General features: G+C 66.8%; 18 protein-coding genes and 3 rRNA genes. 8 read left to right on the forward strand and 13 right to left on the reverse strand.

The genetic code is table 11. The features are described from left to right. Positions 1-22: 22 nt before the first annotated feature. A complete protein-coding gene (locus tag V2W30_RS08770) occupies positions 23-1297 on the forward strand; it encodes a DUF1015 domain-containing protein (RefSeq protein WP_338695045.1) in 1275 nt (424 codons plus the stop codon). A 50-nt stretch (positions 1298-1347) separates the two neighbouring features. Here the strand turns inward: V2W30_RS08770 and V2W30_RS08775 are convergent, their stop codons facing one another. The 6 genes from V2W30_RS08775 to V2W30_RS08800 all read right to left on the reverse strand — a co-directional run bounded on the left by V2W30_RS08775 (position 1348) and on the right by V2W30_RS08800 (position 9974). Further along, complete coding sequence (locus tag V2W30_RS08775; RefSeq protein WP_338703537.1) at positions 1348-2133, reverse strand: hypothetical protein; 786 nt, start codon at positions 2131-2133, stop codon at positions 1348-1350. After that, entirely contained in the window at positions 2025-3263 is a 1239-nt protein-coding gene (locus V2W30_RS08780) for a hypothetical protein (RefSeq protein ID WP_338703942.1), read from the reverse strand. The genes V2W30_RS08775 and V2W30_RS08780 overlap by 109 nt, the downstream gene beginning before the upstream one ends. A 304-nt stretch (positions 3264-3567) precedes the next feature. Beyond that, a 5S ribosomal RNA gene (gene rrf / locus V2W30_RS08785) occupies positions 3568-3684 on the reverse strand. Positions 3685-3819: 135 nt separating this feature from the next. Beyond that, positions 3820-6942: ribosomal RNA gene (locus tag V2W30_RS08790) — 23S ribosomal RNA — on the reverse strand. Positions 6943-7250: 308 nt separating this feature from the next. Further along, positions 7251-8776: ribosomal RNA gene (locus V2W30_RS08795) — 16S ribosomal RNA — on the reverse strand. The 16S, 23S and 5S rRNA genes sit together here, the layout of an rRNA operon. A 556-nt stretch (positions 8777-9332) precedes the next feature. After that, positions 9333-9974, reverse strand: a complete 642-nt coding sequence (locus tag V2W30_RS08800) for a DNA-3-methyladenine glycosylase (protein ID WP_338695047.1) — start codon at positions 9972-9974, stop codon at positions 9333-9335. Between the two features lie 128 nt (positions 9975-10102). Between V2W30_RS08800 and V2W30_RS08805 the strand changes: the two genes are divergently transcribed. From V2W30_RS08805 to V2W30_RS08815, 3 genes are all read left to right on the forward strand, one after another. Then, on the forward strand, positions 10103-10885 hold the full coding sequence (locus V2W30_RS08805; protein ID WP_338695049.1) for a sporulation protein: 783 nt from the start codon (positions 10103-10105) through the stop codon (positions 10883-10885). A 58-nt stretch (positions 10886-10943) separates the two neighbouring features. Then, on the forward strand, positions 10944-11486 hold the full coding sequence (locus V2W30_RS08810; protein ID WP_338695050.1) for a YbhB/YbcL family Raf kinase inhibitor-like protein: 543 nt from the start codon (positions 10944-10946) through the stop codon (positions 11484-11486). 144 nt (positions 11487-11630) lie between these two features. Continuing rightward, positions 11631-12143 (forward strand): HNH endonuclease, encoded by a 513-nt coding sequence (locus V2W30_RS08815; protein ID WP_338695051.1) that lies wholly within the window; start codon positions 11631-11633, stop codon positions 12141-12143. An 81-nt stretch (positions 12144-12224) separates the two neighbouring features. Here the strand turns inward: V2W30_RS08815 and V2W30_RS08820 are convergent, their stop codons facing one another. The 3 genes from V2W30_RS08820 to V2W30_RS08830 all read right to left on the reverse strand — a co-directional run bounded on the left by V2W30_RS08820 (position 12225) and on the right by V2W30_RS08830 (position 14587). Further along, complete coding sequence (locus V2W30_RS08820; RefSeq protein ID WP_338695052.1) at positions 12225-13163, reverse strand: SPFH domain-containing protein; 939 nt, start codon at positions 13161-13163, stop codon at positions 12225-12227. 126 nt (positions 13164-13289) lie between these two features. Continuing rightward, the gene (locus V2W30_RS08825) at positions 13290-13721 is read right to left on the reverse strand and encodes an NfeD family protein (RefSeq protein WP_338695053.1); all 432 of its coding nucleotides are present in this window, start codon (positions 13719-13721) and stop codon (positions 13290-13292) included. A gap of 68 nt (positions 13722-13789) precedes the next feature. Then, positions 13790-14587, reverse strand: a complete 798-nt coding sequence (locus V2W30_RS08830) for an ABC transporter ATP-binding protein (protein ID WP_338695055.1) — start codon at positions 14585-14587, stop codon at positions 13790-13792. A gap of 141 nt (positions 14588-14728) precedes the next feature. Here V2W30_RS08830 and V2W30_RS08835 point away from each other — a divergent pair, with 141 nt between their 5' ends. Further along, positions 14729-15511 carry a hypothetical protein gene (locus V2W30_RS08835; RefSeq protein WP_338695056.1) on the forward strand — a complete coding sequence of 261 codons (783 nt, stop codon included), beginning with the start codon at positions 14729-14731 and terminating at the stop codon, positions 15509-15511. Positions 15512-15699: 188 nt separating this feature from the next. Here the strand turns inward: V2W30_RS08835 and V2W30_RS08840 are convergent, their stop codons facing one another. The 4 genes from V2W30_RS08840 to V2W30_RS08855 form a co-directional block, all read right to left on the reverse strand. Continuing rightward, positions 15700-15939 carry a chaplin gene (locus V2W30_RS08840; protein ID WP_338695057.1) on the reverse strand — a complete coding sequence of 80 codons (240 nt, stop codon included), beginning with the start codon at positions 15937-15939 and terminating at the stop codon, positions 15700-15702. Positions 15940-16224: 285 nt separating this feature from the next. Next, positions 16225-16470, reverse strand: coding sequence for a chaplin (locus V2W30_RS08845; RefSeq protein ID WP_338695060.1), 246 nt, complete (start codon positions 16468-16470; stop codon positions 16225-16227). 169 nt (positions 16471-16639) lie between these two features. Continuing rightward, a complete protein-coding gene (locus V2W30_RS08850; protein WP_338695062.1) occupies positions 16640-17281 on the reverse strand; it encodes a response regulator transcription factor in 642 nt (213 codons plus the stop codon). Continuing rightward, positions 17274-18419 carry a GAF domain-containing sensor histidine kinase gene (locus tag V2W30_RS08855; RefSeq protein WP_338695064.1) on the reverse strand — a complete coding sequence of 382 codons (1146 nt, stop codon included), beginning with the start codon at positions 18417-18419 and terminating at the stop codon, positions 17274-17276. The genes V2W30_RS08850 and V2W30_RS08855 overlap by 8 nt, the downstream gene beginning before the upstream one ends. 183 nt (positions 18420-18602) lie before the next feature. On the opposite strand from V2W30_RS08855, the gene V2W30_RS08860 reads away from it, so the two are divergent. The 3 genes from V2W30_RS08860 (at position 18603) to V2W30_RS08870 (ending at position 21400) form a co-directional block, all read left to right on the forward strand. Then, entirely contained in the window at positions 18603-19301 is a 699-nt protein-coding gene (locus V2W30_RS08860; protein ID WP_338695066.1) for an SDR family oxidoreductase, read from the forward strand. Further along, positions 19298-20365, forward strand: a complete 1068-nt coding sequence (locus tag V2W30_RS08865) for an S-adenosylmethionine:tRNA ribosyltransferase-isomerase (RefSeq protein ID WP_338695068.1) — start codon at positions 19298-19300, stop codon at positions 20363-20365. Before V2W30_RS08860 ends, V2W30_RS08865 begins: the two co-directional genes overlap by 4 nt. Positions 20366-20662: 297 nt before the next feature. After that, positions 20663-21400: a transglycosylase SLT domain-containing protein gene (locus tag V2W30_RS08870; RefSeq protein ID WP_338695070.1), complete on the forward strand. Its 738-nt coding sequence runs from the start codon at positions 20663-20665 to the stop codon at positions 21398-21400. Positions 21401-21463: the final 63 nt, after the last annotated feature.

A 21463-nucleotide genomic window follows, 5' to 3' on the forward strand; every position in this document is an offset into this window, starting at 1 on the left:
CTGACACTCGTACGATGCACCAATGAACACTGCAGGTGACGGCCTGGATCTGGTCCCCTTCCGGGGGGTGCGCTACGTCCCGGAACGGGTCGGCAGCCTCGCCGCCGTGACCTCGCCCCCGTACGACGTCGTCGTGCGGCCCGACGGCCTGCTCCACCTGGAGAGCGCCGACCCGTACAACATCGTCCGGCTGATCCTGCCGCAGGCCACGTCCCCGCGGTCGCGCAACGACCAGGCGGCCTCGACGCTCCACCGCTGGCTCGCCGAGGGCGTCCTCGCCGCGGACCCCACGCCGGCGCTCTACGTGTACGAGCAGCGCAGCGGCGACATGCTCCAGCGCGGCGTCATCGGCGCCCTCCGCCTGTCGGAGGCGTCGGAGGGTGTGGTGCTGCCCCACGAGGACGTCATGCCCCATGTGGTCGAGGACCGCGCGGGCCTGATGCGCACCACGGAAGCGAACTTCGAACCGCTCCTCCTCACCTATCGCGGCAACGGCGCCGCGACGGGCGCCACGGCCGTCATCGAGCACGCCGTCCACCGGCCCCCGATCCTCGCCACGACCACCGAGGACGGCTACAGCCACCGCCTCTGGTCGATCACGGACGCGGCGGAGCAGCGGCAGATCCGCGAGGACCTGGCCGCTCATCAGGCCCTGATCGCGGACGGCCACCACCGCTGGGCGACGTATCTGCAGCTGCGCACCGAGCACCCGTCGCCCACCCCGTGGGACTACGGCCTGGTCCTCCTGGTCGACACGGCCCGCTACCCGCTGCGCGTCCGCGCCATCCACCGCCTCCTGAACCGCCTCCCGATCGAGCAGGCCCTGGCGACGGCCCGTGTGTCCTTCCGCGTACGAGAAGTCGCCGGGCCGCTCGACCGAGCGCTGGAAGCGCTGGCGGAGGCGGCGGCACACGGCAACGCCTTCCTCCTGACCGGCGCCGACGACACGTACCACCTGCTCGACCGCCCGGACGCCGCTCTCCTGGACCGTACGATCCCGACGGACCGCCCCGAGGCCTGGCGCACCCTGGACGCGACCGTCCTGCACTCGACGCTCCTCGGCCATGTCTGGGGCATCCCCGAGGACTCCCCGGCGGACATCACGTACATCCACGACACGGCGGCGACGGTCGAGAAGGCCCGCCGTGACGGCAGTACCGCGGTCCTGATGCACCCGGTCCGCGAGGAAGTCGTCCGCGAGCTGGCCCGGCAGGGCGTGACGATGCCCCGGAAGTCGACGTCCTTCGGTCCGAAGCCGGCCACGGGCCTGGTCCTGCGCACCCTCACCGACGACTGACGGGCGGGCCCCCGAAGGGAACCCGCCCGTCACACACGCCGAGTCGGCACTTACCGCTCGCCGCGCTCCTCGCCGTCGTCCTCGTCCTGCTCGCGATCGACAACCACGACATCATCACTGTCGCTGTCGCTGTCGCTGTCGCCGTCGCTGTCGTCCTCGTCGAACGCGTCGACGAACTCGACGCCGTCCAGCTCGGCGAGCCGGTCGGACGCGTCGGTGCTGCCGTCCTTGTCGGACTCCACGGCCTTGGCGAACCACTCGCGGGCCTCGTCCTCACGCCCGGCCGCCAGCAGCGCGTCGGCGTACGCGTACCGCAGGCGCGCGGTCCACGACTGGACGGAGTGGGAGGCGAGCTCGGGGCTCTGGAGCGTCACGATGGCGGCGTCCAGCTGCCCCATGTCCCGCCGAGCACCGGCGGCGACGAGCCGCATCTCGACCTGTCCGGCCTTGTCGAGCTTCTGCACCTCAGGCGCACCGGCCATGTCGAGCGCCCGCTCCGGCCGCCCGAGACCGCGCTCGCAGTCGGCCATGACGGGCCACAGCTCGACGTTCCCGGTCATCCGACGCGCGGCCCGGAACTCCGCGAGCGCCTCGCTGTACTTCTGGTTCGCGTACGCGGCGAAGCCGGCGGCCTCGCGCACGGCGGCGACGCGGGACGCGAGCCGCAGAGCGACCTTGGAGTACCCGTAGGCCTCCCGGGGGTCCTCGTCGATCAGCCGGGCGACCATCACCAGGTTCTTGGCGACGTCCTCGGCAAGCCCCTTCGGCAGGGACTGGAGCTCCTGCTGCACGTCCTTGTCGAGCTCGTAACCCGAGACGTCCTCGGGGATCGGCAGCCGCTTGATCGGCTCACGGTCCCGCTCGTCGCGGAACCGGCCACCGCCACCGCGCCGGTCGTCACCACGTCGGTCGTCCCGGCGGTCGTCGCGACGGAAGGGCGGACGGTCGCCGTCCCGGCGCGGCCCACGATCCCGGTCACGGTCACCGTACGAAGGCCGATCGTCGCGCCCACGGAACCCGCCACCAGCGCTGCCACCACGGTTGTCGTCACGACGATCCCCGCGGTAACCGCCACCGCCACCACGGTTGTCGTCCCGCCCGCGATAGCCGCCACTGCTGCCGCCACGGTTGTCATCGCGGCGGTCGTCGCGACGGAACGGGGGACGGTCGCCGTCACGGCGCGGCCCACGATCCCGATCGCGGTCACCGTACGAAGGCCGATCGTCGCGCCCACGGAACCCGCCACCAGCGCTGCCACCACGGTTGTCGTCACGACGATCCCCGCGGTAACCGCCACCGCTACCACCACGGCTGTCATCGCGACGGAAGCCACCACCGCTGCTACCACCGCGGTCATCACGCCGGTCGTCCCGACGGTCGTCACGGCGGAAGGGCGGACGGTCGCCGTCACGGCGCGGCCCACGATCCCGATCGCGGTCACCGTACGAAGGCCGATCGTCGCGCCCACGGAACCCGCCACCAGCACTGCCACCACGGCTGTCGTCACGACGATCCCCGCGGTAACCGCCACCGCCACCACCACGGCTGTCATCGCGACGGAAACCACCGCCACCACTACCACCGCGATTGTCGTCACGACGGAATCCGCCACCGCCACCACCGCGATTGTCATCGCGACGGAAACCACCACCGCTGCTACCACCGCGGTCATCACGCCGGTCGTCCCGACGGTCGTCGCGACGGAACGGGGGACGGTCGCCGTCACGGCGCGGCCCACGATCCCGGTCACGGTCACCGTACGAAGGCCGGTCGTCGCGCCCACGGAACCCGCCACCAGCACTGCCACCACGGCTGTCGTCACGACGATCCCCGCGGTAACCGCCACCGCCACCACCACGGCTGTCATCGCGACGGAAACCACCGCCACCACTACCACCGCGGCTGTCGTCACGACGGAAACCACCGCCGCTGCTACCGCCCCGGTTGTCGTCTCGACGGTCGTCACGGCGGAAGGGCGGACGGTCGCCGTCACGGCGCGGCCCACGATCCCGGTCGCTGGACGACGGACGGTCGCGGCGCGGGCCGTCGCCACCGCGGTACCCGCCGCGGTCACCACTGTCCCGGCGGCGCTGGTCGCGCTCCGGACGCTCGTCGGGAGAGTTGGTGGACATGGGGTGACTCCTGTCATCGGTACCGCAGTCATTCTCACGCAGCCGGGGTGCCGGCGCGCTCCGAGAAGAGCTCTGGAAATACAAAAAGGACCCTTGGTCCCAGCATGTGTGCCGGGACCAAGGGTCCTCTCAAAAATAGTTCGGCGGCGTCCTACTCTCCCACAGGGTCCCCCCTGCAGTACCATCGGCGCTGTGAGGCTTAGCTTCCGGGTTCGGAATGTAACCGGGCGTTTCCCTCACGCTATGACCACCGAAACCCTTTCAGACGTCCCTCAAGAGGGACCCATGAACAGGGCGGCGAACTAGCACACTTTTCAATTGATAAGTGGAACTGTTCAGCCAGCACAAACTGTTCGTTGTCTGGGAACTACACAGTGGACGCGAGCAACTGAGGACAAGCCCTCGGCCTATTAGTACCAGTCACCTCCACCCGTTACCGGGCTTCCAGATCTGGCCTATCAACCCAGTCGTCTACTGGGAGCCTTAACCCCTCAAAGGGGGTGGGAGTCCTCATCTTGAAGCAGGCTTCCCGCTTAGATGCTTTCAGCGGTTATCCTTTCCGAACGTAGCCAACCAGCCATGCCCTTGGCAGGACAACTGGCACACCAGAGGTTCGTCCGTCCCGGTCCTCTCGTACTAGGGACAGCCCTTCTCAAGACTCCTGCGCGCGCAGCGGATAGGGACCGAACTGTCTCACGACGTTCTAAACCCAGCTCGCGTACCGCTTTAATGGGCGAACAGCCCAACCCTTGGGACCGACTCCAGCCCCAGGATGCGACGAGCCGACATCGAGGTGCCAAACCATCCCGTCGATATGGACTCTTGGGGAAGATCAGCCTGTTATCCCCGGGGTACCTTTTATCCGTTGAGCGACGGCGCTTCCACAAGCCACCGCCGGATCACTAGTCCCGACTTTCGTCCCTGCTCGACCCGTCGGTCTCACAGTCAAGCTCCCTTGTGCACTTACACTCAACACCTGATTACCAACCAGGCTGAGGGAACCTTTGGGCGCCTCCGTTACTCTTTGGGAGGCAACCGCCCCAGTTAAACTACCCATCAGACACTGTCCCTGATCCGGATCACGGACCCAGGTTAGACATCCAGCACGACCAGAGTGGTATTTCAACGACGACTCCCCAACCACTGGCGTGGCTGGTTCAAAGTCTCCCACCTATCCTACACAAGCCGAACCGAACACCAATATCAAACTGTAGTAAAGGTCCCGGGGTCTTTCCGTCCTGCTGCGCGAAACGAGCATCTTTACTCGTAGTGCAATTTCACCGGGCCTATGGTTGAGACAGTCGAGAAGTCGTTACGCCATTCGTGCAGGTCGGAACTTACCCGACAAGGAATTTCGCTACCTTAGGATGGTTATAGTTACCACCGCCGTTTACTGGCGCTTAAGTTCTCAGCTTCGCACACCCGAAAGTGCACTAACCGGTCCCCTTAACGTTCCAGCACCGGGCAGGCGTCAGTCCGTATACATCGCCTTACGGCTTCGCACGGACCTGTGTTTTTAGTAAACAGTCGCTTCTCGCTGGTCTCTGCGGCCACCCCAGCTCATGGAGTAAATCCAATCACCAGTGATGGCCCCCCTTCTCCCGAAGTTACGGGGGCATTTTGCCGAGTTCCTTAACCATAGTTCACCCGAACGCCTCGGTATTCTCTACCTGACCACCTGAGTCGGTTTAGGGTACGGGCCGCCATGAAACTCGCTAGAGGCTTTTCTCGACAGCATAGGATCATCCACTTCACCACAATCGGCTCGGCATCAGGTCTCACCCTCATGTGCGACGGATTTACCTATCACACGGGCTACACCCTTACCCCGGGACAACCACCGCCCGGGCTGGACTACCTTCCTGCGTCACCCCATCACTCACCTACTACCAACTTGGGCCGGCGGCTCCACCACTTTCCATTCCCCGAAGGGTCCGGAACGGCTTCACGGCCTTAGCATCACTGGATTCGATGTTTGACGCTTCACAGCGGGTACCGGAATATCAACCGGTTATCCATCGACTACGCCTGTCGGCCTCGCCTTAGGTCCCGACTTACCCTGGGCAGATCAGCTTGACCCAGGAACCCTTAGTCAATCGGCGCACACGTTTCTCACGTGTGTATCGCTACTCATGCCTGCATTCTCACTCGTGAACCGTCCACAACTCGCTTCCGCGGCTGCTTCACCCGGCACACGACGCTCCCCTACCCATCACGATCCCCGTTGGGGGTATATATCGCAATGACACGACTTCGGCGGTACGCTTGAGCCCCGCTACATTGTCGGCGCGGAATCACTAGACCAGTGAGCTATTACGCACTCTTTCAAGGGTGGCTGCTTCTAAGCCAACCTCCTGGTTGTCTCTGCGACTCCACATCCTTTCCCACTTAGCGTACGCTTAGGGGCCTTAGTCGATGCTCTGGGCTGTTTCCCTCTCGACCATGGAGCTTATCCCCCACAGTCTCACTGCCGTGCTCTCACTTACCGGCATTCGGAGTTTGGCTAAGGTCAGTAACCCGGTAGGGCCCATCGCCTATCCAGTGCTCTACCTCCGGCAAGAAACACACGACGCTGCACCTAAATGCATTTCGGGGAGAACCAGCTATCACGGAGTTTGATTGGCCTTTCACCCCTAACCACAGGTCATCCCCCAGGTTTTCAACCCTGGTGGGTTCGGTCCTCCACGAAGTCTTACCTCCGCTTCAACCTGCCCATGGCTAGATCACTCCGCTTCGGGTCTTGAGCGCGCTACTGAATCGCCCTATTCGGACTCGCTTTCGCTACGGCTTCCCCACACGGGTTAACCTCGCAACACACCGCAAACTCGCAGGCTCATTCTTCAAAAGGCACGCAGTCACGACGCAAGGAACAAGTTCCTTGCGCGACGCTCCCACGGCTTGTAGGCACACGGTTTCAGGTACTATTTCACTCCGCTCCCGCGGTACTTTTCACCATTCCCTCACGGTACTATCCGCTATCGGTCACCAGGGAATATTTAGGCTTAACGGGTGGTCCCGCCAGATTCACACGGGATTTCTCGGGCCCCGTGCTACTTGGGTGTCTCTTAAACGAGCCGCTGACGTTTCGACTACGGGGGTCTTACCCTCTACGCCGGACCTTTCGCATGTCCTTCGTCTACATCAACGGTTTCTGACTCGTCTCACAGCCGGCAGACTGTGACAAAGAGATCCCACAACCCCCTGCATGCAACCCCTGCCGGGTCTCACACATACAAGGTTTGGCCTCATCCGGTTTCGCTCGCCACTACTCCCGGAATCACGGTTGTTTTCTCTTCCTGCGGGTACTGAGATGTTTCACTTCCCCGCGTTCCCTCCACATACCCTATGTGTTCAGGTATGGGTGACAGCCCATGACGACTGCCGGGTTTCCCCATTCGGAAACCCCCGGATCAAAGCCTGGTTGACGGCTCCCCGGGGACTATCGTGGCCTCCCACGTCCTTCATCGGTTCCTGGTGCCAAGGCATCCACCGTGCGCCCTTAAAAACTTGGCCACAGATGCTCGCGTCCACTGTGCAGTTCTCAAACAACGACCAACCACCCGTCACAACCCACCGAAGCAGATTTTTACCGGGGCCGGCATTGAGGTCGGGATCGAAATCCGTACCCTCAGATACCCAACAGCGTGCCCGACACCCTCGCCTGATCTTTTCGCTTTCCACGCCGAAGCAGTACTTGCGACCAGAGCAGGTCAAGTGTGCCGAATAATCAACGTTCCACCCATGAGCAACCACCGTCGAACATTTGCCGACGTAATGGCCCTGGACCACCAAGCAAGCTTGGCAGCCTAGATGCTCCTTAGAAAGGAGGTGATCCAGCCGCACCTTCCGGTACGGCTACCTTGTTACGACTTCGTCCCAATCGCCAGTCCCACCTTCGACAGCTCCCTCCCACAAGGGGTTGGGCCACCGGCTTCGGGTGTTACCGACTTTCGTGACGTGACGGGCGGTGTGTACAAGGCCCGGGAACGTATTCACCGCAGCAATGCTGATCTGCGATTACTAGCAACTCCAACTTCATGGGGTCGAGTTGCAGACCCCAATCCGAACTGAGACCGACTTTTTGAGATTCGCTCCACCTTGCGGTATCGCAGCTCATTGTATCGGCCATTGTAGCACGTGTGCAGCCCAAGACATAAGGGGCATGATGACTTGACGTCGTCCCCACCTTCCTCCGAGTTGACCCCGGCGGTCTCCTGTGAGTCCCCATCACCCCGAAGGGCATGCTGGCAACACAGAACAAGGGTTGCGCTCGTTGCGGGACTTAACCCAACATCTCACGACACGAGCTGACGACAGCCATGCACCACCTGTACACCGACCACAAGGGGGGCACTATCTCTAATGCTTTCCGGTGTATGTCAAGCCTTGGTAAGGTTCTTCGCGTTGCGTCGAATTAAGCCACATGCTCCGCTGCTTGTGCGGGCCCCCGTCAATTCCTTTGAGTTTTAGCCTTGCGGCCGTACTCCCCAGGCGGGGAACTTAATGCGTTAGCTGCGGCACCGACGACGTGGAATGTCGCCAACACCTAGTTCCCACCGTTTACGGCGTGGACTACCAGGGTATCTAATCCTGTTCGCTCCCCACGCTTTCGCTCCTCAGCGTCAGTAATGGCCCAGAGATCCGCCTTCGCCACCGGTGTTCCTCCTGATATCTGCGCATTTCACCGCTACACCAGGAATTCCGATCTCCCCTACCACACTCTAGCCTGCCCGTATCGACTGCAGACCCGGGGTTAAGCCCCGGGCTTTCACAACCGACGTGACAAGCCGCCTACGAGCTCTTTACGCCCAATAATTCCGGACAACGCTTGCGCCCTACGTATTACCGCGGCTGCTGGCACGTAGTTAGCCGGCGCTTCTTCTGCAGGTACCGTCACTTTCGCTTCTTCCCTGCTGAAAGAGGTTTACAACCCGAAGGCCGTCATCCCTCACGCGGCGTCGCTGCATCAGGCTTTCGCCCATTGTGCAATATTCCCCACTGCTGCCTCCCGTAGGAGTCTGGGCCGTGTCTCAGTCCCAGTGTGGCCGGTCGCCCTCTCAGGCCGGCTACCCGTCGTCGCCTTGGTGAGCCACTACCTCACCAACAAGCTGATAGGCCGCGGGCTCATCCTTCACCGCCGGAGCTTTCAACCTCTCCCCATGCGAGGAGAGGTGGTATCCGGTATTAGACCCCGTTTCCAGGGCTTGTCCCAGAGTGAAGGGCAGATTGCCCACGTGTTACTCACCCGTTCGCCACTAATCCACCCCGAAGGGCTTCATCGTTCGACTTGCATGTGTTAAGCACGCCGCCAGCGTTCGTCCTGAGCCAGGATCAAACTCTCCGTGAATGTTTCCCCGTAATCGGGGTGACACCACGAGAGCGGAACAACCAGGAGGAATAATCCCGGTCGTTCACAGCGTCCTCGCTGTGCGCCTGCCAACCCACTAGAGGCCGACAGGACTTTTTCAAAGGAACCTCATCTTCGACCCGAAAGGGCCGGAGACGGGGTATCAACATATCTGGCGTTGATTTTTGGCACGCTGTTGAGTTCTCAAGGAACGGACGCTTCCTTTGTACTCACCCTCTCGGGCTTTCCTCCGGGCGCTTCCCTTCTGTGTTTCCCAACCTTACCAGATCTTTTTTCCGTTCCGTTTCCGGTTCGGATTTCATTTCCGGTGGCCGTTGGAGGGCCTTTGCCTTTCGGCGTGTCCACTACGTTAGCGGAATCTTCCTGCAACTCATAATCGAGTTTCGCGAGTTCGAATTTCGGCATGCGGACATGCTGAATAGACCCCGCCAAGGGAAGTCGTACGTAGGTAGTGGTTGGCCGCTTCCGGCTGCAGGCTGAACGCCGTACCCGGGTCAAGCGGCTCGGGCTACGTTACGGATCCCGCAAGGGCGCGTCAAGTTCGGCGACGGCGAGGGGTATGGGCCCGATAAGGGCTCACCGTCGGGTCGTTGGCGATCCAGAAGCGCCATGGGTGGACAGCGCCTTCACCGGAGACTCCGGTGCGCGGGCCCTGGAGTACCTGGTCAGTGGGGACGGGGGTGCCGTGGAGCACCGACATGGGGGAATCGGCCGGCGCGCAGGCGTCGACGCCGTCCAGGGAGCGGTCCACGTCAAGGGCCGTGGCCAGGCGCGCGGGGCCTTTGGCCAGTTCCTTGTCATTGCGGGCCGAGAGCCGACGGGTGCGAGTGAGCTCCGCCCCCTCGGTAATCTCTCCCGCGCGAAGCAGGACGGCACTCGCGGTGCCGGGCGGGCCGCACACCAGGTTCATGCAGTGCCACATGCCGTAGGTGAAGTAGACGTACACATGTCCGGGCGGACCGAACATCACGCGGTTGCGGGCGGTCTCACCTCTGTAGGCGTGCGAACCGGGGTCGTTCGGGCCGTCGTACGCCTCCACCTCTGTCAGGCGGAGCTCGATCGGACCGTCGGAGGTGTGACGTACAAGGGTGCGCCCCAGGAGATCAGGGGCGACCTCCAGGACAGGGCGGTCGAAGAAGTCCCGGGTGAGAGGCGTACGGTCAGGGGCCGCGATCATGCCGTCCGAGGGTAGTGCAGGGGCCGCGGAGGGCATCCGGAACCGGTCGCGGGTGTACCGCGTTTGTAGTCAGCAGTACCTGTACCAGTCATTCAGAGATCACGGTTACGTACGGAGGAGATCGGGACATGGGGTTCAAGCGGCTGTTGGCGAGTCTTGGTGCGGGCGGAGCGTCCGTGGAGACGGAGCTGACCGAGGTCAACGTCGTTCCGGGCGGTGTCGTCCAGGGCGAGGTGCGGATCCAGGGCGGGTCCGTGGACCAGGAGATCGAGGGGCTCTCGGTCGGGCTTCAGGCGCGGGTCGAGGTCGAGGGCGCGGACCAGGAGACCAAGCAGGACATCGAGTTCACGAAGGTGCGGCTCGGGGGTGCCTTCCAGCTCCAGGCGAACGCCGTGCACGCGGTGCCGTTCGGGCTCGAGATCCCGTGGGAGACGCCGATCACGACCATCGACGGACAGCCGTTGCGCGGGATGAACATCGGGGTGACGACCGAGCTGGAGATCGCCCGGGCCGTCGACTCCGGCGACCTCGACCCGATCAGCGTGCACCCGCTGCCGTCGCAGCAGGCCATCCTCGACGCCTTCATCGGGCTCGGCTTCCGGTTCAAGAGCGCGGACATGGAACGCGGCCACATCCGGGGTACGCGGCAGAAGCTGCCGTTCTACCAGGAGATCGAGTTCTTCCCGCCGCAGCAGTACCGGGGGCTGAACCAGGTCGAGTTGAGCTTCGTCGCCGACGACCGGGAGATGGACGTCGTCCTGGAGATGGACAAGAAGCCCGGACTGTTCAGCGAGGGCAGCGACACGTTCCGCTCGTTCGTCGTCGGGCACCACGACTTCCAGGGCACGGACTGGTCGGCGTATCTGCACCAGTGGCTGTCCGAGGTCGGCAGCAAGAAGAACTGGTTCTAGGGTCTCGGGGTTCTAGGGTTGGTGGGATCAAGATTCCGCCGATCCAGGAGGTGTCGCTGTGACCGAGCAGCTCAAGCGGGCTCCACTGCCGCATGACTTTCATCCGCAGGTGCCGTCGTTCACCGTCACGAGCGAGGACTTCGAGCCCGGTGGGGTGCTGAAGGACGCGCAGGTGTACGCGGCCGGGAACACGTCGCCGCAGCTGCGGTGGGAGGGCTTCCCGGCGGAGACCAAGAGCTTCGCCGTGTCGTGCTTCGACCCGGACGCCCCGACGGGCAGCGGCTTCTGGCACTGGTCCGTGTTCGACATTCCGGTGTCGGTCACGGAGCTGCCGACCGGTGCGGGCAGCGGCAAGTTCGAAGGGCTTCCCGAGGGTGCCGTGCAGGTGCGCAACGACTACGGGACGAAGGAGTTCGGCGGTGCCGCTCCGCCGGCCGGCGATCCCGCGCACCGTTACGTCTTCACCGTGTACGCGGTGGATCAGGAGAAGCTCGGCCCCGACTCGGACACGTCGCCCGCCGCGGTCGGATTCAACCTGCGGTTCCACACGCTCGCGCGCGCTCAGGTCGTCGCCGAATACGCGGCTCCTGCCGAGAGTTAGCGTTCACGGAACGTTTGCCCGCCTCTGGTCTTGGAAGTGATCAGAGGCGGGCATTTTTTATTGCGTTGTCCATCTCGGCGTGCGCGGCCAGAGTTGACGCACGGACGCCGAGGGGTGATCCGCTGCGTACGGGAGGTGGGCAGGATGCGGGACACGCTGGTGCTGAACGCAAGCTTCGAGCCGCTCTCGACGGTGACGCTGAACCGAGCCGTCGTGCTGGTGCTCCAGGACAAGGCCGTCGTCGAACAGTCCCACCCCGAGCTGCGCATGCGCGGCGCCGCACTGGACATACCGGTGCCCCGGGTGATCAGGCTGTGCAGGTACGTGCGCGTGCCGTTCCGAAGACGTGCGCCATGGTCCAGGCGGGGTGTGCTCGTACGGGATCAGCACCGGTGCGCGTACTGCGGGAGGCGGGCGACGACCGTGGACCACGTCGTGCCGCGGTCGCAGGGCGGTGCGGACTCCTGGCTGAACACGGTGGCGTCCTGCGCCGAGGACAATCACCGCAAGGCGAACCGGACACCCGAGCAGGCCGGTATGCCGCTGCTGCGGCAGCCGTTCGAGCCGACGCCGGCCGACGCGATGCTGCTGTCGCTGCGGATCGACGGGCGGGAAGCGCTGCCGGACTGGCTGGGTCAGCAGAAGGTCGCGGCGTAGCGGGACTCGACGCACTTCGACGGACAGAGCGGGCCGCCGACCCGAGGTCGGCGGCCCGCTCTGTCGTGCTGGGGCAGGTGCTCAGTCGATGGGCGGCTGCTCCCGGCGCTCCTTCGACGGGGCGGCCGGGGTCTGGCCGCCCCCCATCGGGCCGAAGTTGCCCATGGCGCCGCTCAGCCCCTTGAGGGCGTCGCCGATCTCGCTGGGGACGATCCAGAGCTTGTTGGCGTCGCCCTCGGCGATCTTCGGGAGCATCTGGAGGTACTGGTAGGCGAGGAGCTTCTGGTCCGCGTCTCCGGCGTGGATGGACTCGAAGACCGTACGGATGGCCTGTGCTTCACCTTCGGCGCGGAGCGCCGCCGCCTTGGCCTCACCCTCGGCGCGCAGGATCGCGGACTGCTTCTCACCCTCGGCCGTGAGGATCTGCGACTGGCGGATGCCTTCCGCGGTGAGGATCGCGGCGCGCTTGTCACGGTCGGCGCGCATCTGCTTCTCCATCGAGTCCTGGATGGAGGTGGGCGGCTCGATCGCCTTGAGCTCGACGCGGTTGACGCGGATGCCCCACTTGCCGGTGGCCTCGTCGAGGACGCCGCGCAGGGCCGCGTTGATCTCCTCGCGGGAGGTCAGGGTCCGCTCCAGGTCCATGCCACCGATGATGTTGCGGAGCGTGGTGACGGTGAGCTGCTCGATGGCCTGGATGTAGCTGGCCACTTCGTACGTCGCCGCTCGTGCGTCGGTCACCTGGTAGTAGATGACGGTGTCGATGTTGACGACCAGGTTGTCCTGGGTGATCACCGGCTGCGGCGGGAACGGCACGACCTGCTCGCGGAGGTCGATGCGGTTGCGGATCGAGTCGATGAACGGGACGACGATGTTCAGGCCGGCGTTCAGCGTGCGCGTGTAGCGGCCGAAGCGCTCCACGATGGCGGCGCTGGCCTGCGGGATGACTTGGATGGTCTTGATCAGGGCGATGAAGACCAACACCACCAGAATGATCAGGACGATGATGACCGCTGACATCGCGTCTCCCGTGCCCTTCGTGCCGTCGTCCTCCCGGCGCTGTCCCGCCGGAAGATCATGAGATCTTGCTCGTCGAGTCTGTCAGAACTACCTCTGTAGTGGGGGAAGTTCGGACCACACGCGGATTCAGATGACGACCGCGGTGGCTCCGTCGATGTCGACGACGTCGACCTGGCGGCCCGGTTCGAACGTGGCGTCGCCGTCCAGGGCTCGGGCGGACCAGATCTCGCCGCCGAGCTTGATGCGGCCGCCGGCCCCGTCGACACGCTCGACGACGACGGCCTGTTTGCCCTTGAGGGCTTCGACTCCGGTGGCCAGCTGGGGCTGTTGGTTGCGATGCCGTACGGCGATGGGCCGTACGACGGCGATGAGTGCGCACGAGACGACGGCGAAGACGATCACCTGGAGGACCGCTCCGCCGCCGAGACCTGCGGTGACGGCGCCCGCGACGGCGCCGACGGAGAGCATGCCCAGTTCGGGCATGGCCGTGATGACGAGCGGGATTCCGAGCGCGGCCGCCCCGATCAGCCACCACACCCATGCGTCGATGTCTGCCACATGGCCATGGTAGATCCGCACGGGTCCGTGCGGACAGGGGACGACCGGCCCGTACGGGCGCGCGGCCGTCAGCCGAGGGGCAGGCCCGTGGCCGTCCAGCGGTCGTTGCGCTGCTCGACGACCAGCGGGAGGCCGAAGCAGCGGGAGAGGTTGCGGGAGGTGAGCTCCAGCTCCAGCGGGCCCGCGGCGAGGACCTTGCCCTGACGGATCATGAGGACGTGGGTGAAGCCGGGGGCGATCTCCTCGACGTGGTGCGTGACCATGATCATCGAGGGGGCGATCGGGTCGCGGGCGAGGCGGCCGAGGCGGCGCACCAGGTCCTCGCGGCCGCCGAGGTCGAGGCCCGCGGCGGGCTCGTCGAGGAGGAGCAGCTCGGGGTCGGTCATCAGGGCGCGGGCGATGAGGGTGCGCTTGCGCTCGCCCTCGGAGAGCGTGCCGAACTTGCGGTCCAGGTACTCACTCATGCCGAGGCGGTCGAGGAAGGCGCGGGCGCGCTGCTCGTCGACGTCCTCGTACTCCTCCTGCCAGCCTGCGGTCATGCCGTAGGCGGCGGTGAGCACGGTCTGGAGGACGGTCTGGCGCTTGGGCAGCTTCTCGGCGAGCGCGATGCCGGCGACGCCGATGCGCGGGCGCAGTTCGAAGACGTCCGTGCCCGGCTTGCCGAGGGTCTCGCCGAGGATGGTGGCGGTGCCCTTGCTCGGGTAGAGGTAGCTCGAGGCGACGTTCAGGAGGGTCGTCTTGCCCGCGCCGTTCGGGCCGAGGATGACCCAGCGCTCCCCCTCCTTCACCGACCAGGAGACCTGGTCCACCAGAGCCCGGCCCTCGCGGACCACGGATACGTCCTCCAGCTCCAGTACATCGCTCATGAGCGCGTTGTCTCCCATTGCAGTCTCGGCTGTCTCGTGCGTCCTGGACGCAGCCCCCAGGGAAAACCTACGCCACTGGTCCGGTGGTCCCTTCCATCGGCCGGGCTTTTGGTGCTGTCAGGAGCTTCTAAGCTGGTGCGCATGCTCTCGGAACCACGCTCTGGACGTCTTGCGGCATGGGGGAATGCCCTGTTTGCCGGGCTTATCAGTCCTGATGACGCGGCGCTCGCGATCGTGGGCGACGACGCCGTGCATCGGGTGGACGGGATCCCCGGGGAGACCGGTCCCGTCGGTCTCACGCTCGCGCTCGGGCGGCTGCGGGCGCTCGGGGTGCGCGGGCTGCGGGTCGCGCTGCCCGCGCCGGGGCATCCGCTGGGGCTGAGCGGTCCGTCCGAGTTCAACGCGCGAGCGCTGGACGCCGAGGAGGCCGTCGTCTGCCACGGGGTCGCGCTCGGGCTGGTGCCCGAGGTGTACGAGGCCGGGCCCGACGGCGATGTCCACGTGGAGGTGCTGTGGCACTGCCTGCCGGTGCGGGAGGCTCCGCCGGCGGACGTGCCGTCGCTCGGGGAGGCCGAGCGGGAGCTGGCGGAGGCGCTGCGCGAGGCCACGGACGTGCTGACGCGGCTGGACGTGGCCGGGTCCGGGCCGGTGGCGGCGGCCGCGGTCGACGCGTACCGGGCACGGGCCGAGCGCGGCCGCGAGGCGCTCGCGCCGGGGTATCCGCCACGGGCCGTGCGGGTGCTGGAGCTGGCGCAGCGGGTGGGGACGCTGGTGGAGGTGGCGTACGAGAGCGGGCACGGCGGGGCGGTGAGCGCCTCGGAGATGGGGGCTCGGGCGGTGGCGCTGCGGCCGGTGGAGCGGACGGCTCGGCGGGCGCTCGTCGCCGCGTACAACGCGTTCGTGGAGGAGCGGGAGCGCGGGTGAGCGCCGCGGGCGCCGGGCCGCTAGAAGCGGGCAGCCCTTGCGGACGCTGGACCGGCATGAACAGGAAGCCCCCACGGACGCCAGGCCACCAAAAGCACGCAGCACCCGCCGACGCCAGGACGGCATGAACGCGAAGCCCCCACGGACGGTGTCCGTGGGGGCTTCCCGTGCCTGGTCGGCAGTGAACGTCAGCCGTTCGACGAGGTGTTGCCGAAGGTCGGGTTCAGGAGACCGATCACGTTGACGGAGTTGCCCGTGGCGTTGACCGGGATGTGGATCGGCAGCTGCGCCTGGTTGCCGGAGGCGACACCCGGGGACTGCGTGGCCGCGCCCTCGGCCTCGGCCTCGGCGAAGGCGGAACCGGCGGAAGCGCCCGCGGCGATACCGGCGACGGCGACGGCCAGGGCGGCCTTCTTGGCGATGTTCATGAGAAGTGTTCCTCCAGCAGAAAGTGCGTTCCGACCCCAGCCGCGGGGTCGCACGCTGGGAAACGCGTGGGCCGGTTGGACGACACGGCTCCGGGCGGCGATGCCCTCGATGGGATCAATTGCCCGGCGAGGGCTCCCATGGGCTTGCTTCGGGCCGGAGTTGAGGGTAAAGGCCCACGTCGGCGGGGTTCCGCAGGGCGGTCGGGGCGGAACACGGACCGGCCCCCCGGGAGTACCCGGAGGGCCGGTGGTCCTGTGGACCCTGAGCCTGTGTCGGCCGATGGATCAGCCGTTGAAGCCGTCGTTCCCGAAGGTCGGGTTGAGGGCACCGATGACGGTCGCGGTGTTGCCCACGGCGTTGACCGGGATGTGGATCGGGGCCTGGATCAGGTTGCCCGAGCCGACGCCCGGGGACTTCACGGCCTTGCCGTCGGCGTGCGCACCGTCCGTGGCGGAGGCGAGACCGGCACCGGCGGCGACCAGGCCACCGGCGACGAGGGTGACAGCCGCGGCCTTCTTCAGGTTCTTCACTTCAGGATCCTCCTTGCGATTGCCGCAGCCAGCCGCCGCGGCACGCACTGGAGAACGCGTCCGAGCCCCGCAGGATGCGCCGAACGGGGGACGTCCACACGACGGTATGAATCTCACACCGGACGGGAACCTTCCGTGCTGACGTGAAGTAGTGCGCCGGAGCGTGCGGTCAGCCCGCGGCCCCGTGCCGTACGGCCCAGAGCGCCGCCTGGGTGCGGTCCGCCAGGTCGAGCTTCATCAAGATGTTCGAGACGTGGGTCTTCACCGTCTTCTCGGAGAGGACCAGGGCACGGGCGATCTCCCGGTTGGAACGGCCGTCGGCGATCAGGCCGAGGACCTCGCGCTCCCGCTCGGTCAGGGAACCGCCTCTCCCCTGGCCGTTGTTGGCCTCTTCCTGGGAGAGCAGGGCGCCCGCCACCTCGGGCTGGAGCAGGATGTGGCCCGCGTGCACGGAGCGGATGGCGCCGGCGAGGGCGTCCGGGTCGATGTCCTTGTAGACGTATCCGGCGGCTCCGGCGCGCAGGGCCGGGACGACCGTGCGCTGCTCGGTGAAGCTGGTGACGATCAGCACCTTGGTGGCGTTGCCCAGTTCGCGGAGCTTGCGCAGGGCCTCGACTCCGCCCAGGCCCGGCATCTTGACGTCCATGAGGACGACGTCGGGCTTCAACTCCTCGGCGCGGGCGACTCCTTCGGCGCCGTCGGCGGCCTCGCCGACGACCTCGATGTCGTCCTGCACCTCAAGGAAGGTGCGCAGGCCCCGGCGGACCACCTGGTGGTCGTCGACAAGGAGCACCTTGATTCGGTCAGCCACCGGGGACCTCCATCTCGATCGTGGTGCCCTTGCCGGGCTCCGATTCCACTGTGAGCCGGCCGCCGACGCCGCTCGACCGGTCGCGCATGGAGACCAGGCCGAGGTGGCGCCCCGCGCGGCGTATCGCCATCGGGTCGAAGCCCGAGCCGTCGTCGCTGACGCGCAGGACCGCGCCGGAGCCGTGCTTGTCGAGTGTCACGGCGACGTGCTCCGCTCCCGAGTGGCGCAGGGCGTTGTGCAGTGCTTCCTGGGCGACGCGGAGCATCGCCTCCTCCTGGGCCGCGGGCAGTGCGCGGATGCCGCCGGTGTCGAAGGTGACGCGGGCGTCGTGGGCGCGGTCGAGGACCTGGATCTGGGTGCGCAGCGTGGCCACGAGGCCGTCCTCGTCGAGGGCGGCGGGGCGCAACTCCACGACGGCGGCGCGCAGTTCGTCCGCGGCTTCCGCGGCCAGCGCGACCACGTGCTGCAACTCGTCCTTGGCGCGGGCCGGGTCGCGGTCCACGAGGGTGGCCGCGGCCTGGGCGGTCAGGCGCAGCGAGAAGAGCTTCTGGCTGACGGCGTCGTGCAGTTCGTGGGCGAGGCGGGAGCGCTCCTCGGCGATGGTGAGCTCGCGGCTGCGCTCGTAGAGGCGGGCGTTCGTCAGGGCGATCGCGGCGTGCTGGGCGAGGATCTGGAGCAGCTCCTCGTCCTCCTCGGTGAAGCCGCAACCGCCTTGGGGCTTGGGGCACGTCTTGTTGGCGAGGAACAGGGCGCCGATCGTCTCGTCGCCGTCCTTGATGGGCAGGCCCAGGAAGTCGGACATGTCCGGGTGGGCTGCGGGCCAGCCCTCGAAGCGGGGGTCCTCGCGGACGTCGGCGAGGCGCTCGGTCCTCGCCTCGCGGAGCATCGCGGCGAGGATGCCGTGCTGGCGCGGGAGCGGGCCGATGGCCTTCCACTGCTCGTCGCTGACACCGTCCACGACGAACTGGGCGAAGCCGCCGTGGTCGTCGGGCACCCCGAGCGCCGCGTACTCGGCGTCGAGCAGCTCACGCGCCGACGCGACGATCGTCTTGAGGACGTCGCGCATCTCCAGGTGCCTGTTCATGGCCAGCAGCGCGGCGCTCACGGCGGCGATGCCGCTCTGTGGACGGTGACTCATGACCTCACCGTACCGGCGGGGTGTGACAGCGCGTATCGGTCCCGTGGCGGCGGCCTCCTAGGTCCGTGGGCGTAGGCCGAAGGGCCCGTGGGCGTTGCGGCCGGCGCACGAGGCGCCCGGGACCGTCCGCTTCCTACGTTGAAGGCACGACGCAGGATCGGTACGGCAAAGGGGACGGTTGTCATGGCAGTAGCGATCATCACCGGGGCTTCGCGCGGGTTCGGCCGGGCCCTCGCCACGGCGCTGGCCGAGCGGGGCTGGGATCTCGTCCTCGACGGGCGGTCCGCGGAGCCCCTGCACGAGGTGGCGGCGGCGCTGAAGGGGCACGGCGGGACCGTGACGGCCGTGCCCGGGGATGTCACCGACGGCGGACACCGGGTCGCACTGATCGCGGCCGCCTGGGAGTTGGGCGGCATCGATCTTCTGGTGAACAACGCGGGCGTGCTGGGCGCGGAGCCGCTCGTGCCGCTGGGCGAGCATTCGCTCGACGACTTCCGCAGGGCGCTGGACGTCAATGTGGTGGCGCCGCTGGGTCTGCTCCAGGAGGCGCTGCCGCTGCTGCGCACCGCGCCGGCCGGAGCGGTGATCAACATGAGTTCGGACGCGGCGGTGGAGGCGTATCGCACGTGGGGCGGTTACGGAGCGACGAAGGCGGCCCTCGACCAGCTGTCGGCCGTGCTCGCGGTGGAGGAGCCGGAGCTGCGGGTGTGGGCGGTGGATCCGGGCGGGATGCGGACGGACATGCTGGCGGCGGCGGAACCGGACGAGGATCTGAGCGAGGTGCCACGCCCCGAGGACGTCGTGCCCGCTTTCCTCCGCCTTCTTGATCAGCGGCCGGTCAGCGGGCGGTACGCGGCTCCTTCCTTGCTGGAGACGCGATGACGCTGGCGCTGCGTGTCCCGGAGGAGCTGTCGGCGCGGGTGCCCGCCGAGCAGCGCGATCCCGGCCTGGACAGATCGTCCGTACGACTTCTGGTGTCCCGCGGCACGGAGGTCGCCCACCACCGGTTCCCCGAGCTGCCGGACATCCTGCGGGCCGGGGACCTCCTTGTGGTGAACACGTCTCCCACGCTGGCGGCTGCCGTCGACGGGACGACCGGGGACGCGCGCGTGGTCGTGCACTTCTCCACGCAGGGCGATGACGGGCGCTGGGCCGTCGAGATGCGGGATCCGGACGGGCGGGGTACCACGCGCCCCCGTGCGGGCGTGCGCGCGGGTTCAGTGGTGTCGCTGCCCGGCTGTGTGCATCTGGTGTGGGAGGAGCCGGTGACGGCCGGGAGCGAGCGGCTGTGGTGGGTGCGGGCGACCGGGGACGTGGCCGCGGTGCTGCGCCGGCACGGGCGGCCCATCCGCTATGTGTACACGGAGCGGGACCAGCCGCTGTCCGCCTACCAGACGGTGTTCGCGCTGTCGTACGCCGACGGGGCGGGCAGCGCGGAGATGCCGAGTGCGGCGCGGCCCTTCACGGACCGGATCGTGGCGGAGCTGGTGAGCCGCGGTGTGCAGTTCGCGCCCATCACGCTGCATACAGGTGTGGCGTCCGCCGAGTCGCACGAGCCTCCTTATGAGGAGCGTTTCGAGGTGCCGGAGGCGTCGGCCCGGCTGATCAACGCGGCGAAGGCCGGGGACGGCCGGGTCATCGCGGTCGGGACCACCGCGGTGCGGGCCGTCGAGTCCGCGGTCGGCGCGGACGGGGTGGTGCGGGCGGCGGGCGGCATGACGGGGCTCGTCGTGACGCCGGAGCGGGGGGTGCGGGTCGTGGACGGCCTCCTGACAGGGCTGCACGAGCCCGAGGCGTCGCACCTGCTGATGCTGGAGGCGGTCGCCGGAGGGGCCGCGGTGAGCCGTACGTACGAGGAGGCGCTGCGGCATCGCTACCTCTGGCACGAGTTCGGGGACGTCCACCTCATCCTTCCGGAGGAGATGCCTCACACAGAGCGTTGCTAGGGCAACGGTGAGTGAGAACGGTGGGGGTCGCGTGTGACCCCGCGCATAGGGCGCACATCACGTACGAAGGTCCGTAGTGGAGGAGGCAGGGACTTAAGTCCCGAGGTGGCGTAAGGGCTGGGAGCCGAGAGCGGGCTCCCGGCCCTCTTTTTCGCGCCCCGGACCACTACCTGGCTTCGTACGTCACACCTTTGCCACGGAATTTTGCGGCCGCTAAGAATTGCCACCGTCGCTCGGCGCCGTAACGGCTTACCCGTGGCGCTCACGTCCCAAACGCTTCGAGAGGTCCCCGTCTCCATGTCCAAGCACAGCTTCCCCGGCCATAGTCAGCTGACCCGCGCCCACAAGTTCTCGATGGCCGGTGTCGCCGCTCTCGGTGCCGCCGCTCTCGCGGTCACGCTGGTCCCGGGTCATGACACGCAGGCGCAGGCCGAGACGGTCTCCGCCGCCCCCGTCGCCTTCACGACGGACGCCGGTGCGCAGCAGATCAAGGACGTGCACGCCAGCGTCACCGACCAGCAGGCCACCGCTTCGGAGAAGGCCAAGGCCGCCGCCGCGAAGCTGAAGGCGCAGCAGGAGGCCCAGGCGAAGGCCGAGGCGCAGAAGAAGGCGGACGCCGAGGCGAAGGCCAAGGCCGAGGCCGACGCGAAGGCCGCCAAGGAGCGCGAGGCCCAGCAGGCCGCCTCCCGTGCCGCCGCCCGCAAGCCGGTCTACGCCAACAACCTCGACGGCTGGATCAAGCAGTCCCTGGACATCATGAAGGCCAAGGGCATCCCGGGTACCTACAACGGGCTCTACAGCAACATCATGCGTGAGTCCACGGGCAACCCGAACGCCATGAACGGCTGGGACGTCAACGCCCAGAACGGCACCCCGTCGATCGGCCTGCTCCAGGTCATCCAGCCGACGTTCAACGCGTACCACGTCGACGGCACCTCGACGAACATCTACGACCCGGTCGCCAACATCACGGCCGCCGCGAACTACGCGGCCGACAAGTACGGCTCGATCGACAACGTGAACAGCGCCTACTGAGACTCATTGCCGGGACCTCTGGGTCCTCAGCACGCTGACCCCCACGGTGGAGAAGGGCGGCAC

It is taken from the genome of Streptomyces sp. Q6, assembly GCF_036967205.1.
GTDB lineage: Bacteria > Actinomycetota > Actinomycetes > Streptomycetales > Streptomycetaceae > Streptomyces > Streptomyces citrinus.

Coding starts and splice junctions, on each gene's coding strand:
- V2W30_RS08860 (WP_338695066.1), top strand. CDS start 18,603: ATGGCAGTAGCGATCATCACCGGGGCTTCGCGCGGGTTCGGCCGGGCC.
- V2W30_RS08840 (WP_338695057.1), bottom strand. CDS start 15,939: ATGAACATCGCCAAGAAGGCCGCCCTGGCCGTCGCCGTCGCCGGTATC.
- V2W30_RS08815 (WP_338695051.1), top strand. CDS start 11,631: ATGCGGGACACGCTGGTGCTGAACGCAAGCTTCGAGCCGCTCTCGACG.
- V2W30_RS08870 (WP_338695070.1), top strand. CDS start 20,663: ATGTCCAAGCACAGCTTCCCCGGCCATAGTCAGCTGACCCGCGCCCAC.
- V2W30_RS08855 (WP_338695064.1), bottom strand. CDS start 18,419: ATGAGTCACCGTCCACAGAGCGGCATCGCCGCCGTGAGCGCCGCGCTG.
- V2W30_RS08800 (WP_338695047.1), bottom strand. CDS start 9,974: ATGATCGCGGCCCCTGACCGTACGCCTCTCACCCGGGACTTCTTCGAC.
- V2W30_RS08770 (WP_338695045.1), top strand. CDS start 23: ATGAACACTGCAGGTGACGGCCTGGATCTGGTCCCCTTCCGGGGGGTG.
- V2W30_RS08865 (WP_338695068.1), top strand. CDS start 19,298: ATGACGCTGGCGCTGCGTGTCCCGGAGGAGCTGTCGGCGCGGGTGCCC.
- V2W30_RS08820 (WP_338695052.1), bottom strand. CDS start 13,163: ATGTCAGCGGTCATCATCGTCCTGATCATTCTGGTGGTGTTGGTCTTC.
- V2W30_RS08835 (WP_338695056.1), top strand. CDS start 14,729: ATGCTCTCGGAACCACGCTCTGGACGTCTTGCGGCATGGGGGAATGCC.
- V2W30_RS08830 (WP_338695055.1), bottom strand. CDS start 14,587: ATGAGCGATGTACTGGAGCTGGAGGACGTATCCGTGGTCCGCGAGGGC.
- V2W30_RS08805 (WP_338695049.1), top strand. CDS start 10,103: ATGGGGTTCAAGCGGCTGTTGGCGAGTCTTGGTGCGGGCGGAGCGTCC.